The organism is Aquisalimonas asiatica (assembly GCF_900110585.1).
Lineage (GTDB): Bacteria > Pseudomonadota > Gammaproteobacteria > Nitrococcales > Aquisalimonadaceae > Aquisalimonas > Aquisalimonas asiatica.
In genome coordinates this window covers 201,274-214,628 of record NZ_FOEG01000002.1, presented here as the reverse complement: position 1 = coordinate 214,628, position 13,355 = coordinate 201,274, and the positions used below count along the sequence as shown (strand labels likewise).

The window sequence follows — 13,355 nt, the reverse complement described above, 5'->3', positions numbered from 1 at the left end:
CACGCTCCCCAGTTGCAGGTCGGTGCATTCTCGCGATGCCGTAAAACAGGGTGCTGACGGAATGGCGACAGTGCCGTGACATCGGTCGTCCGGGCGGGTGCGAGTGGTCACGCAACTGCCCCGGTTCTGCAATCTCTCTTTCAAGAAGGGCGGTCACACTCCTGACAACATCAGTCGATGGGGTGGATGAACCATGACGTGTGCTGAACCCATGAAACCGGTTCGATACCGGAGCATTTTCATCTCTGATGCACATCTGGGCTTTCGTGGTGCACGGGCGGACTACCTGCTGGAGTTCCTGGACGCCACCGAGTCGGACTACCTCTACCTGGTGGGCGACATGGTCGATGTCTGGGAGATGCGCAAGCGGGTTTACTGGCCCCGGGAGCACCACCTGGTGATCAAGCGGATCATGGAGAAGGTGTGGTCCGGGACCCGTGTGGTGTATCTCCCGGGCAATCACGACGAGGCGCTGCGTGATTACAATGACAGTGTCATCGACAACTTCTCCATGACGGACCAGATCGTCCACACCACGGCGGACGGGCGCAAGCTGCTGGTGCTGCACGGCGACCAGTTCGACACCGTGGTGAAATGCTCCCGGGCCGTCGCCATGCTGGGCAGCCGCTGTTACGGCCTGCTGATACGGGCGAATCACTGGGTGCACCTGGTACGGCGTCTGTTCGGCTTCCCCTACTGGTCGCTGGCGGCCCACGTGAAACACCGGGTGAAAAACGCCGTTGCCTACATCTCGAACTTCGAGGACATGGTTGCCTGGGAGGCCAGCCGGCAGGGTGTGGACGGGGTCGTGTGTGGCCACATTCACCACGCCGAGGTGCGTGACGTGGACGGGGTGCTCTACTGCAACGACGGAGACTGGGTGGAGAGCTGCACCGCGCTGGTGGAGCACCACGACGGCTCCCTGGAGCTGCTGTGGTGGGCTGAGTGCCGGGATGCCTGGGGCTACAACGAGGCAGTGGCCCCGGCGGCCGACAGCCGGGCCGCCTGAGTGGTGGACCTGAAGGTCCACCCTACGATGGCACCCGGGCAAGCACCCGTAGGGTGGATCTTCAGATCCACCATCCGACCTCAAACGCACGACCGCGTGTCGCCGTGACGCACCAAAAAAAGCGCCCCGCGAGAGCGGGGCGTAAGGAGTCCGTTCGATTAGGAGGAGAAGCATTGCTGGGCGGCATCCTGCCGCGCCCGGACGAATGCAGGATCCGGGCCAGGTCATCAAGTTGCTGATTGTCGGTATTCTGTTGCGGCGCTGGCGGTGGCGCCGGTCCGGGGGAAGCACCAGGCTGGGGCATGCAGCCGTGTCCTTGCCCGATCACGGAGCATCCCCGGAAACACGGGCGATGCCCACATTGTGAAATGGATCACTGGTCGCGATGGCGAACCGTGGTTTCCTGTGGCCATACCAAGGAGGTGTGTCATGGCCGATGTATCCGCAATCGCGGCAACCGCTACGAGCATGAGTCAGACCCAGCTGCAGGCCGAGCTGCAGACCAGTGTCACGCGCAAGGCGATGGACGTGCACGAGTCCACCGCGCTGCAGTTGATCGACAACATCGACGCTGTCGGCAATGCGCCCAGCAACCCGGGTGACCGGGTGGGTGAAATGCTCGACACCCGCGCGTAGTGCCGGTCCCGGGCGGCCCATCCGACTTGGCTGGTGCCGCCGCCAGTCCTCTGTAACAATCCGGCCCATGCATATCGAACGCATGGACCTCAATCTTTTCGTGGTCTTCGAGGCCATCTACACCGAAGGCGGGATTACCGCGGCCAGCGGCAAGCTGCATCTGACGCAGCCGGCGGTGAGCCATGCGCTGGGCAGGCTCCGCGACATCTTCGGTGATCCCCTGTTCGAGCGCGAGGGCCGTCGCATGGTGCCGACGCCGTTGGCGCGCAACCTGATTGGCCCGGTGCGGGAGGCGCTGCGGGGGCTGGAGATCGGGCTGGTGGAGGCGGACCGGTTCGATCCCGAGTCCAGTGACCGGCTCTTCACCCTGGGGGTGCGTGACGTTCTGGAGACAACGGTCCTGCCGCCGCTCATGGCCCAGGTGCGGCGTGAGGCGCCCGGTGTGCGGGTGTCGGCCGTGCGTGCGGACCGGCGTCGGCTGGAGTCGGAGCTTGCCGCCGGGTCACTGGATGCGGCCGTGGACATCTGGCTGCCTCTCTCCGAGCGCGTCTGCCACAAGCGTCTTGTCAGTAACCGGCTGGTTGTCCTGGTGCGGCACAATCACCCGATCGCCGACGGGCCCATGTCGCTGGACACCTACCTGGCTCAGGATCACGTGGTCGCCAGCTCGCGCCGGGCAGGGCCGGGTATCGAGGACGTGGAGCTGAGCCGGCTGGGCCTGCAACGCACGATCCGCCTGCGTTGCCAGCACTACTTCGCCGCATGCCGCGTGGTCAGCGAAACGGATCTGGTGCTGACCATCCCGGAGCGTTACGCCCAGGTTGCGAACCAGGCTTTCGGCAACCGCGTGCTGCCGCTGCCCATGACCCTGCCGCAGCTGGATTCCTACCTGTACTGGCACGCCAACGTGGACTCCGAGCCGGCCAACCTGTGGCTGCGCCGGCACCTGGAGTCCATATTCGATGGTGCTACGAACCCGGGTTAAAGGACACTAGACCATTTCCCGGGCGCTGACGGACCAGCCTTCGACCTTCTTCTCCGAGATCACGACCGACTGATCCCGCAGCTTCTGGGTCACGGCCTTGATGTCGGCGGCCGCCAGGTCATCGAAGGTGCGAATGCCCAGATCCTGCAGGCGGGCGGCCATGGCCGGCCCGATACCCTTGATCGCGGTCAGATCGTCCACGGGCGCATCGTCGGCTTTCGTCGCGCTGGCGCCCGGGGCGGGGTCGGCTGCGGTCCCTGGCTCCGGCTCCCCTTCCGACTTGGCTTCGGGAGCCGGTTCGGCAGGGGGCTCGGGCCTCGGCGCCGGTTCCGGTTCGGCCTGCGGTGCCGACGAGGTCTGCGTTGTCCTCGAGGCAGCCGCCGCCTGGCCGGCCGCGCCGGTATCCTGGGTACTACTGGGTGGTGTCTGCTGCTCGGGTTTCTGACGTTGCGTCGCCTGGGACGTGTTGTCCCCGCGCCGTGACGCGTCGTCATCCCGGGGCAGCCACCAGAACAGCATGTCCATCCAGCGTTTGAAAAGATCCGGTCCCATAGTCAGGCTCCGTTGCAGCGCGTGGTCTGCGTCTGAAGATTACGGCAGTGCATCATGCCACCGATTCATTCTTCCATACCTGATGGTAGAGGTCACGAACGGCGTGTGGCAGGCTCGCGGTAGAGCAGGGCGGAGCGCAGAGGGTGATATGGAGCGGACGGGGTATCGGTTTGCTGCCGATGCAATCAAGTGGTTTCACGCGGTATTCGTGCTGTTCGCGTTACTGGGCGCGCCAGTGGCGCTGCTGGGCACGGGCTGGATGGTGTTGCATCTGGCGGTGCTCGCCTGGGCCGCGGGAATCAATTTCGGTGGCTGCACCTGTCCATTGACGCCCCTGGAGAACCGTTTCCGCGCCGCGGCCGGCGAGTCCGGCTATGCGGGCGGGTTCATTCAGCATTATCTGGAGAGGTCCGGCCTGCAGGGGATGCCGCGCAGGCAGCTGGAGGTGCGGGTTGCATGGGTGCTGCTGGCCTGGAACGCCGCGTTGTATCTGGCGCTGTTCGCCCTGGGGTGACCCCCTGAGACGGGCGGGCCGGGTGCGGCGGCGCCGCACCCGGCCCGGGCTCACGCCTTGCCCAGCTCCTTCAGGGCCTCGGCACGCAGGTCCTTGCGCAGCACCTTGCCCACCGGTGTCAGCGGGATTTCCTCCCGGAACACGATCTGCCTGGGCACCTTGTAGCTGGTCAGCGACTGGCGGCAGTGGTCACGGATATCGTCCTCCGTGACGGACTCGTCGGCCCTGACCACGTAGGCGCGCACGGCCTCGCCGGTCTCGTCGTCCGGCACACCGACGACGCCGACCTCCCGGACGCCCGGATGCCGGGCGATGACGTCCTCCACCTCGTTCGGGTAGACGTTGAAGCCGGAGACCAGGACCATGTCCTTCTTGCGGTCGACGATGTAGAAGTAGCCGTCGTCGTCCATCTTTGCGATGTCGCCGGTGAAGAACCAGCCGTCATCCATGGCCTCGTCGGTGGCATCGGGGCGATTCCAGTAGCCCTTCATCACCTGGGGGCCCTTGACCACCAGTTCGCCCGGCTCGCCCACGGGCATCGGGTTGCCGTCCTCGTCGACGATGCGGCACCAGGTGCTGGCATAGGGAATGCCGATGCTGCCCATCTTGACGGGGCCGTTGAGCGGGTTGGTGGTGACGCCCGGGCTGGTCTCGGTCAGGCCGTAGGCCTGGTAGATGGGGTGCCCCACCACCTCTCTCCAGCGTTCTGCCGTGGCGTCCTGCACGGCGGTGCCACCGCCGATAGTGATCTCCAGGTTGCGCGGCGGCGCTTCCCGGAACCAGTCTTCGGCCAGCAGGCCGTTGAACAGCGTGTTCACGCCGGAGAAGAAGCGGATGTCGTACTTCTCGAACGCCGGCTTGAGGTTGGCCACCGGCCGCGGCGAGGGAATCAGCACGTTGTGCCCGCCAAGGCTGAAGAAGATACCGCTCACACCCAGGGCGAAGATGTGATACATGGGCAGCGCCGTCATCGCCACACGCTCGTCCGGCAGGCTGTTCTGCAGGTTGTTGTATGACTGCTGGATGTTGGAGATCAGGTTGCCGTGGGTGAGCATGGCGCCCTTCGAGCGCCCGGTGGTGCCACCCGTGTACTGGAGCGCCAGCAGGTCGTCCTGGCTCACTTCGATGGTGTCCACCGATTTGCCGGCTGCCAGGTGTTTCGCACCCAGCTCCAGCGCTTCGTTGATGGTGGTGGCGGGCACCTCGCACTTGGGGACCATTTTCTTCAGCTTCTGCACGGTGCGCACGATGAAGCGCCGGACCGTGGGGAAGAAATCCGCCACACTGTGGATGACCACCGTCTGGACCTGGCTCTTCGGCACCACCTGCGGCAGTTTGTCCGCGAACATGTCGATCATCAGGAGTACTTTCGCACCCGAGTCGTTCAGGGCGTGATCGATCTCGGGCACGGTGTACAGCGGGTTGATGTTGACCAGCACGCAGCCCGCCTTGGCGGCACCGAACATGAAGATGGGATAGGTCAGGCAGTTGGGGCTCTGGATGGCGACGCGGTCGCCTTTCTCCAGGCCCAGCTCGTAGCGCAGGTAGGCGGCGAACCGGTCCGACAGCGTGTCCACCTCGGCGAACGTCAGGGTGCCGGTCGTGCCGGTGGGCAGGCAGGTGGTGAACGCCGGTTTTTCTGCATGTTCGCGACTGGCCTGGCGCACCATGTCGCCAAAGCTCTTGTAGGGCAGGGCGTCCAGGTCGCTCTGGCTCTCCTCGCCGTAGAACTTCAGCCAGGGCCGCGCGTCATAGGGCTCGAAGCTCGCGCCGGTCTTGGTGTTGCCGGGTTCCTGGGCCGAATCCGTCATGGCCAATCTCCTCCGTTTGATCTTGTTATGGCGTGATTGCTGGGATGATGCCGTCACCTCACCCGGGTGTCCATGGGCGCCCGCGGGCCGTGCATGGCCTGCGGACGAACCGGCCGGATGGCCTCATTCCCGAGACAGGATAGCAGGATGGCGCGTCTTGGGCAGGTCTTTGCCATGCGGGCAACGACGCGCCTGCCCCCGGGCCGCCGGGGTGTGCACCGCCGGCGGCCGGAAGAAGGCGGGAGGCTGGCTCAGGCGACCTCGAACAGGCCGGCTGCGCCCATGCCGGTGCCGACGCACATGGTCACCACCACGTACTTGACGTTCCGGCGCTTGCCCTCGATCAGGGCGTGACCGACCAGACGGGAGCCCGTCAGGCCGTAGGGGTGGCCCACGGCGATGGAGCCGCCATTGACGTTCAGGCGCTCGTCCGGGATGCCGAGCTTGTCACGGCAGTAGAGCACCTGCACCGCGAACGCCTCGTTGAGCTCCCACAGCCCGATGTCGTCAACACTGAGGCCGTGACGCTTGAGCAGCTTGGGAATGGCGTAGACCGGGCCGATGCCCATCTCGTCCGGCTCGCAGCCGGCCACCGCGAAGCCGCGGAAGATGCCCAGCGGGCTCAGGTTGCGTCGCTCCGCCTCCTTGGCCGACATGAGCACCTGGGCCGACGCGCCATCGGAGAACTGGCTGGCGTTGCCGGCGGTGATCACGCCACCGGGCATGGCGGAGCGAATGCCGCTGACACCCTCGATGTTGGTGTCCGGGCGGATCCCCTCGTCCTGGGAGACGGTGACCTCTTTGGTCATCATTGCGCCGGTGGCCTTGTCCGCGGCCCCCATGACCGTGGTCATGGGCACGATCTCGTCGTCGAACTTGCCTGCCTCCCGGGCAGCGGCCGCCCGCTGCTGACTGCGCACGCCGTACTCGTCCTGCGCCTCCTTGGGGATGTTGTAGCGCTCGGCCACGGTTTCCGCCGTCTGCAGCATGCTCCAGTAGACTTCCGGCTTGTGCTCGGCCAGCCACTCTTCCTGCATGTAGTTGGTGTTCACGTCGGCCTGCACCGTGGAGATGGACTCCACGCCGCCGGCGACCATCACCGGCGCGTTGTCGACGATGATGTGCTGCGCCGCCATGGCCACCGCCTGCAGCCCGGAGGAGCAGAAGCGGTTGACCGTAACCCCTGCCACGCTCACGGGCAGGCCGGCACGCAGGGCGCCCATGCGGGCGACGTCGTTGCCGGTGGAGCCCTCGGGCAGGGCGCAGCCCATGATCACGTCGTCGATTTCCGCACCGTCGACACCGGCGCGCTCCACGGCGTGCTGGATGGCGTGGCCGGCGAGCGTGGCGCCGTGGGTCAGGTTGAAGCTCCCGCGCCAGGATTTCGCCAGCGGCGTACGGGCAGTGGATACGATGACTACGTCATTCATGTGTCTCTCCTGGTGTCAGCGGGCCCGCGATGGCGGGCCCCCTGTCGCGTATTCAGTTGAACGTCTTGCCGTCGGCGGCGAGTTTCGTCAGCAGCGGTGCCGGTTCCCAGAAGCCCGGCTGGACGTTGGGGTTGGCACGGAACTGCTCCATGGCCCGCTCGACGTTCATGAGCCCCACCTGGTCGGCATAATGCATCGGCCCGCCGCGATGGACCGGGAAGCCGTAACCGGTGAGGTAGACGATGTCGATGTCCGACGCCCGCTGGGCGATACCCTCCTCGAGGATGCGTGCGCCTTCGTTCACCAGGGCGTAGATGCAGCGTTCGACGATCTCCTTGCTGCTGATCTTGCGCGGGGTGATGCCCATCTCCTTGCGGCACTCCTCGATGACGCGATCGACTTCCGGGTCGTGCAGCGGCGAGCGGTTGCCCGGCTCGTAGCGGTAGAAGCCGGCGCCGGTCTTCTGACCGTAGCGGCCCATCTCGCAGAGCCGGTCGGCGATCACCAGGCGCTTCATGTCCGGCTTCTCTTCGTACTGGCGCTTGCGGATGGCCCAGCCGATGTCGCCACCGGCCAGGTCGGCCATGCGCAGCGGCCCCATCACGAAGCCGAACTTCTCGATGGCCTTGTCGATCTGCTGCGGCGTGGCGCCTTCCTCCAGCATGATCAACGCCTCGCGCTGGTAGGGCCCGACCATGCGGTTGCCGATGAAGCCGTCGCACACGCCGGAGACCACGGCGGTCTTCTTGATGGTCTTGCCGATCTTCATGACCGTGGCCATGACCTCCTTCGAGGTCTTGTCGCCGCGCACCACTTCCAGCAGCTTCATGACGTTGGCCGGGCTGAAGAAGTGCATGCCGACCACGTCTTCCGGACGCTTGGTGAAGCCGGCAATCTTGTTCAGGTCCAGGGTGGAGGTGTTGCTGGCGAGAATGGCGCCGGGTTTGCAGGTGGCGTCCAGCGTCTCGAACACCTTCTGCTTCACGCTCATGTCCTCGAACACCGCCTCGATGACCAGGTCCACGTCCGTGTAGGCGTCGTAGTCGGTGGCGGTGTGCAGCAGGGCGAGCTTCTGCTCGGCGTCCTCCTGCTTCATCCTGCCTTTCTTGACGCGGCCCTCGTAGACGCTGCGGATGTGTGCCACGCCCTTGTCCAGCGACTCCTGCTTCATGTCCAGGATGGTCACCGGGATGCCGGCGTTGAGGAAGTTGATGGCGATGCCGCTACCCATGGTGCCGGCGCCGATGACGCCCACGTGCTTGATCTCGCGGCTGGGCGTGTCCTTGCCGATGTCCGGGACCTTGGACGCCTCGCGCTCGGCGAAGAAGGCGTGGCGCAGGGCGGCGGACTCCGGGGTCTGCATCAGCTCCGCAAACAGCTGGCGCTCCGTCTGCAGGCCTTCATCGAACGGCTTCTCCACGGCGGCGCGCACGGCTTCCAGGCACTTCAGCGGCGCCGGGTAGTTCTTCGCCATCTGACTGATGCCGTTGCGGGCGAACATGAAGAACGCCTCGGCCTTGGGGTGGGAGACGCGCATGTCGCGCACGCGCTTGAGCGGCTTGTCCTCCTTGACCACCTGATCGGCCAGGGCGGCGGCATCGGCTTCCAGGTCGCCTTCGCTGTACTGGTCGAACAGGGCGCTGCCCTGGAACATCTTCGCCGGTACGGTGGTGCCGGAGACGATCAGGTTCAGCGCGTGCTCCACGCCGACCACGCGGGGCAGGCGCTGGGTGCCCCCGGCGCCGGGCAGCAGGCCGAGCTTGACCTCCGGGAGGGCGACGCTCGCGTTCGGGGTGGCGACCCGGTAGTGGCAGCCCAGGGCCAGCTCCAGCCCACCACCCATGCAGTTGCCGTCCACCGCGGCCACCACCGGCTTGCTGCTGGTCTCGATGACGTTGATCACCGTGGGCAGGCTGGGCTCGGCCATCATCTTCGGCGTGCCGAACTCGCGGATGTCTGCACCGCCGGAGAAGGTGCCGTTAGTGCCGGTGATTACCACGGCCTTGATGGCGTTGTCCCCTTCCGCCTTGCGGATGCCGTCGACAATGCCGCGCCGCAGGTCGTACCCCAGGCCGTTGACCGGCGGGTTGTCCAGGCGAATGAGGGCAATCTCGCCTTTGACTTCGTAGTGGGCTGTGCTCATGTCATCTCCTGACTTGCTTAACAGGACGCCGGTCGCTGGTGGCACGGTACGCCGGCCGCTCCGGAACAGTCTTTGCGGAAACCGCCGCCGCCAGCGCCGGCCGGCCACCACCAATGGCGGTGCCGGCGCGCTTTTCAGGTGGCATTCGGGCGGTTCTTTTATCCCAATACACTAGTGTATGGTGACTGGAACGGTAGTTCATGTTCTGCAGGGGCGTCAATGCTTCACAGTGGGGTAGGAAATGACTGAGGCGGAGTCTTCCGGCGGTCGACGGCGGCGGGGTGACCGGGATCAGCTCACGCGCGACGACTGGCTGGACGCGGCCACGGAGCTGGTGGTGGAGGGCGGCTTCGACAACGTGCGCATACTCACCCTGGCCCGTCGGCTCGGAGTGTCGCGAGGGAGTTTCTACTGGCATTTCCGGGATCACCAGGATCTGCTGTCGAGCTTTCTGCAGCGCTGGCGTGAGCGACGGATGGCGGATCTGGATCACTGGAAATCCGGTGATGGTGATGTGCACACGGAAACGCGGCGCATCCTCAGACTGCTTCTGGGCGACACCGGACGCAGCGTGCGTCGCATGCGCGTCGAGCTGGCGGTGCGGGATTTCGCCCGGCGGGATCGTGAGGCCGCGGATGCGGTGGCCGCAGTGGATGAAGCGCGCATCAGCCAGAACGAGGCGCAGTTGCTGCGTATCGCGGATAATGGTGACGGAGCACAGGACCTGTCGTTACTGCTGTACGTGGCTACCATGGGCGCGCAGCTGGTGATGACCGGCCCCGACCGGGATGAGGCGAAAGTCGAGCGCATCGAGCAGTTGATCGCCAATCTCGTGATTCAGTGGCATGAGCGCGGCGGCGGCAGCATGCTGGAGCCGGACGGCGAGTAAAAGGCCGTTCCACGGTGGATCAACGGCCTCATGATCCGTAGGGTGTGCGTTGGAGAGGCCGCGCCGGTGAGTTGCAAGGCGCACGGCCCATGCATTCGGGGCGCGCCTGGCGTGCGCCGCTGGAGGAGATCAGCATGACCGTACTAGTCATTGGTGCCAACGGACGCATCGGCCGGCAGGTCTGCGCCCTGGCCGCGGAAGCCGGGATTCCGGTTCGCGCCATGGTCCGCCACCGCGCCGAAGAGCCGCTCTTCGAGGAGCAGGGTATCGAGACGGTGCAGGGCGACCTGGAAGGGGACTTCCACGAGGCCCTGGCCGGCTGCGATCAGGTGCTGTTCGCGGCGGGCTCCGGCCCCCATACCAGCGCTGACCGCACGCTGCTGGTGGATCTGCACGGTGCGGTTCGCGCCATTCAGTTTGCCGAGGAAGCGGGTGTCTCGCGGTTCATCATGCTCAGCGCCCTTCGGGCGGCCGATCCGCTGGTGGGACCGGAGAACCTGCGGCCCTATCTGGCGGCGAAATACGCCGCTGACCTGATCCTGCAGCGCTCGGCGCTGCCCCATGTGATCCTGCGGCCGGGCAAGTTCACCGACGATGAACCCACCGGGCTCGTCACGACGGATACGGATCAGTCCCCGGGCGTCGACATCAGCCGCGGCAACGTCGCGCTTGCGTTGTTCACTGCCCTGCGCAATCCGGACATCACCGACCGGGAGATTCCGCTGGTGGATGGCGACCGGTCCGTGGACGACGTCATCCGCTGACGCAGCGCCCGGTGCGCGGCCGGGTGTCAGCTCGTCCGGCGGTATCCGCCCACGAGCCCGCGCCGGGACAGCACCAGCTGCCACAGTTGCGTCTCGCGTGCCCGGAACAGCGCCGCACAGCTCAGCAGGTAGTAGCGCCACATGCGCCGGAAACGCTCGCCGTAGCGATCCCGGAATTGCGGCCAGGCCGCCTCGAAGTTGCGCTCCCACGCCATGAGCGTTGGATCGTAGTCGGCGCCGAAGTTGTGGATGTCCTCGATGATGGCCAGGTCCTCGGCGGCATCGGTGATCTGGCCGAGGGCGGGCAGGTCGCCGTTGGGGAAGATGTACTTGTCGACCCACGGATCCGGAGTCGAATTGCGGCGGTGCTTGCCGATGGTGTGCAGCAGGCAGAGGCCGTCGTCCGACAGGCAGCGGTTGACCGTCTCCAGGAACGTGCGGTGGTTCTTCCTGCCCACGTGCTCGAACATGCCAATGCTGACAATCGCATCGAAGCGTTCGTCCACTTCCCGGTAGTCCTGCAGGCGGAACTCCACCGGCAGGCCCTGGCAGCGTTCCTGCCCCAGTGACACCTGCTGTTCGGAGATGGTGAGCCCGACGCATTCGACCCCGTAGTGCTCTGCGGCGTACTGCATGAAGCTGCCCCAGCCGCAGCCGATGTCGAGTACGCGCATCCCGGGTTCGAGTTCGAGCTTCCGGCAGATCAGGTCCAGTTTCGCCTCCTGCGCCTCATCCAGAGTCCGGGCATTCCGCCAGTAACCGCAGGTATAGGTCATGCGGCGGTCGAGCATGGCGGCATAGAAATCGTTACCGAGATCGTAGTGGACCTCGCCCACCTGGCGGGCCCGCCGGAGGTTCTGCAGATTGAGCAGTCTGGCGCGCATGGAGTGAAAGGCCAGGCGCAGTGGCTGCACCTGGTCGTGGATGCGGGCGCGAAGGATGCGGAAGAAGAACTCGTCAAGACGCTCCACGTCCCAGTGACCGTCCATGTAGGCCTCCCCCAGGCCGAGATTGCCGTAGGCAAGGGCGCGCTCCGGGACGTTGTCGGCGTGGAGCTGGATGTCCCACGGGCGGTTGCCGTTGACGCGGATGTCCGCCTTCTCCAGCAGGTCGTGCATCAGGCGGTCAAGGCTGTTCCTGCTCTGCTGCCGCGAAGGCAGGCGCGTGCGGGTAGGTGATGCCATCAACCCCTCCTTGCGCAGCTCACTCGCTACGCTGCGCTGTCATCCTCCTGTCACTATCAGCATAGACGAATCGGTCCGCATTGATCCTCCCCGTGCGCGCCGCCGGGTGCCCCGGCGGCGCCAGCCGTCATTTGAAAGGCCGCTCGTCCCACCAGGGGAAGAAGTCCGGCATGTCCCCGGACGGCCCCATGGTGAAACTGGCCGGGCGCTTCTCCAGGAAACTGCTGACGCCCTCGCGCGCATCGGCGGAGCGGCCCATGTAGGCAATGGCCCGGGAGTCGATCTTGTGTGCTTCCATGGGGTGGTCCGCGGCCAGCATGCGCCACATGAGCTGACGGTTGAGCGCGGTCGCCACCGCCGAGGTGTTGTCGGCAAACTCCCGCGCCAGCTCCCGTGCGGCGGGGAGCAGGGCGTCCGGCTCGTGCAGGCTGCGGACAAGGCCGCCCGCGAGCGCTTCCTCGGCGCCGAAGACGCGGCCACTGTAGACCCACTCCGCCGCCTGCTGCATGCCCACCAGTCGGGGCAGAAACCAGCTGGAGCACGCCTCCATGGTGATGCCGCGACGGGCGAAGACGAAACCGAAGCGTGCCCGGGTCGAGGCCAGCCGGATATCCATGGGCAGCTGCATGGTGAGGCCGATACCCACGGCAGCCCCGTTGATGGCCCCGATGACCGGTTTGCGGCACTCGTAGATCCGCAGGGTGACCGTGCCGCCGCCATCACGCTCGCTGCTGGCGAGCTCCTTGTCCTCGCGTTTGTCCCGGTTGAACGTGTCGCCGCCTTTCTCCAGGTCGGCGCCGGCGCAGAAGGCCTTGCCGGCGCCGGTGACGATGATGGCGCGCACGGCGTCATCCTGGTCGGCGGCGTCAAAGGCTTCGATGAGTTCGCGCCGCATCACGTCGTTGAAGGCGTTCATGCGATCGGGGCGGTTCAGGGTCAGGGTCAGCACGCCCTGGTCGACCTCGTACTGCAGCGTTTCGTAGGTCACTGCGCATCTCCTTGCGGTGTGGATGTCTGTATCGGGTCGGGCAGCCCGCTGGCTGCGGTCGGCCCTTGCGCCTTCAGTCTATTGCGCTGGAGCTGCTCTGTCAGGTGTGACTGTTATTCCGCAAATTCACTGGAGACAGTTATGATGGTGAAATTGCCTGAAAGCCCTGAAAAAATCATGGAATTAACGTATCCAAAGGCCGGGTAACGCTGTGATGTATGTACGTCGAAAGTGGCTGGTCCGGGGCGGAGTGTCAAGGTGCTTTGCTTATCTTTTTTATTAATGTCAATGGGTTGTCTCTTCCGCAGAGCGGACCTTGGCAGTCGGTATTTGGAAGTGTTTGCGGTTGACAGGGGGTTTGCCAGATGTAGGCTGAATAACGTCCACAGAATCAATAATAGGTGCCAAAGCACTGGTGGGTTTCGCAGTCGGCATCATTCGATTTCGGGA

The 13,355-nt window shown here is 65.5% G+C and carries 12 protein-coding genes; 6 read left to right on the top strand and 6 right to left on the bottom strand.

The genetic code is table 11. The features are described 5' to 3' along the window. Window positions 1-211 precede the first annotated feature (211 nt). From BMZ02_RS05735 to BMZ02_RS05725, 3 genes are all read left to right on the top strand, one after another. Window positions 212-1,009: a UDP-2,3-diacylglucosamine diphosphatase gene (locus BMZ02_RS05735; RefSeq protein WP_245753955.1), complete on the top strand. Its 798-nt coding sequence runs from the start codon at window positions 212-214 to the stop codon at window positions 1,007-1,009. A 429-nt stretch (window positions 1,010-1,438) separates the two neighbouring features. Continuing rightward, window positions 1,439-1,645 carry a YjfB family protein gene (locus BMZ02_RS05730; RefSeq protein ID WP_091640747.1) on the top strand — a complete coding sequence of 69 codons (207 nt, stop codon included), beginning with the start codon at window positions 1,439-1,441 and terminating at the stop codon, window positions 1,643-1,645. Between the two features lie 67 nt (window positions 1,646-1,712). Then, window positions 1,713-2,630: a LysR family transcriptional regulator gene (locus tag BMZ02_RS05725; RefSeq protein WP_091640745.1), complete on the top strand. Its 918-nt coding sequence runs from the start codon at window positions 1,713-1,715 to the stop codon at window positions 2,628-2,630. Between the two features lie 6 nt (window positions 2,631-2,636). Here the strand turns inward: BMZ02_RS05725 and BMZ02_RS05720 are convergent, their stop codons facing one another. Further along, window positions 2,637-3,182, bottom strand: a complete 546-nt coding sequence (locus BMZ02_RS05720; protein WP_091640744.1) for a helix-hairpin-helix domain-containing protein — start codon at window positions 3,180-3,182, stop codon at window positions 2,637-2,639. A 148-nt stretch (window positions 3,183-3,330) separates the two neighbouring features. Here BMZ02_RS05720 and BMZ02_RS05715 point away from each other — a divergent pair, with 148 nt between their 5' ends. Next, window positions 3,331-3,696 (top strand): DUF2784 domain-containing protein, encoded by a 366-nt coding sequence (locus tag BMZ02_RS05715; RefSeq protein WP_171909829.1) that lies wholly within the window; start codon window positions 3,331-3,333, stop codon window positions 3,694-3,696. Window positions 3,697-3,746: 50 nt separating this feature from the next. Here BMZ02_RS05715 and BMZ02_RS05710 read toward each other — a convergent pair whose 3' ends face one another. The 3 genes from BMZ02_RS05710 to BMZ02_RS05700 all read right to left on the bottom strand — a co-directional run bounded on the left by BMZ02_RS05710 (window position 3,747) and on the right by BMZ02_RS05700 (window position 9,080). Beyond that, a complete protein-coding gene (locus BMZ02_RS05710) occupies window positions 3,747-5,507 on the bottom strand; it encodes an AMP-binding protein (protein WP_091640740.1) in 1,761 nt (586 codons plus the stop codon). Between the two features lie 251 nt (window positions 5,508-5,758). Beyond that, window positions 5,759-6,937 (bottom strand): acetyl-CoA C-acyltransferase, encoded by a 1,179-nt coding sequence (locus BMZ02_RS05705; RefSeq protein WP_091640738.1) that lies wholly within the window; start codon window positions 6,935-6,937, stop codon window positions 5,759-5,761. 52 nt (window positions 6,938-6,989) lie between these two features. After that, on the bottom strand, window positions 6,990-9,080 hold the full coding sequence (locus BMZ02_RS05700; protein ID WP_091640737.1) for a 3-hydroxyacyl-CoA dehydrogenase NAD-binding domain-containing protein: 2,091 nt from the start codon (window positions 9,078-9,080) through the stop codon (window positions 6,990-6,992). Between the two features lie 241 nt (window positions 9,081-9,321). Here BMZ02_RS05700 and BMZ02_RS05695 point away from each other — a divergent pair, with 241 nt between their 5' ends. Then, entirely contained in the window at window positions 9,322-9,969 is a 648-nt protein-coding gene (locus tag BMZ02_RS05695; RefSeq protein ID WP_091640735.1) for a TetR/AcrR family transcriptional regulator, read from the top strand. A gap of 134 nt (window positions 9,970-10,103) precedes the next feature. Beyond that, on the top strand, window positions 10,104-10,733 hold the full coding sequence (locus tag BMZ02_RS05690) for an SDR family oxidoreductase (RefSeq protein ID WP_091641838.1): 630 nt from the start codon (window positions 10,104-10,106) through the stop codon (window positions 10,731-10,733). 26 nt (window positions 10,734-10,759) lie between these two features. Here BMZ02_RS05690 and cfa read toward each other — a convergent pair whose 3' ends face one another. Both cfa and BMZ02_RS05680 read right to left on the bottom strand, forming a co-directional pair. Next, the gene (gene cfa, locus BMZ02_RS05685) at window positions 10,760-11,917 is read right to left on the bottom strand and encodes a cyclopropane fatty acyl phospholipid synthase (RefSeq protein WP_091640733.1); all 1,158 of its coding nucleotides are present in this window, start codon (window positions 11,915-11,917) and stop codon (window positions 10,760-10,762) included. A 127-nt stretch (window positions 11,918-12,044) separates the two neighbouring features. Then, the gene (locus BMZ02_RS05680; protein ID WP_091640731.1) at window positions 12,045-12,905 is read right to left on the bottom strand and encodes a crotonase/enoyl-CoA hydratase family protein; all 861 of its coding nucleotides are present in this window, start codon (window positions 12,903-12,905) and stop codon (window positions 12,045-12,047) included. Between the last annotated feature and the right edge of the window lie 450 nt (window positions 12,906-13,355).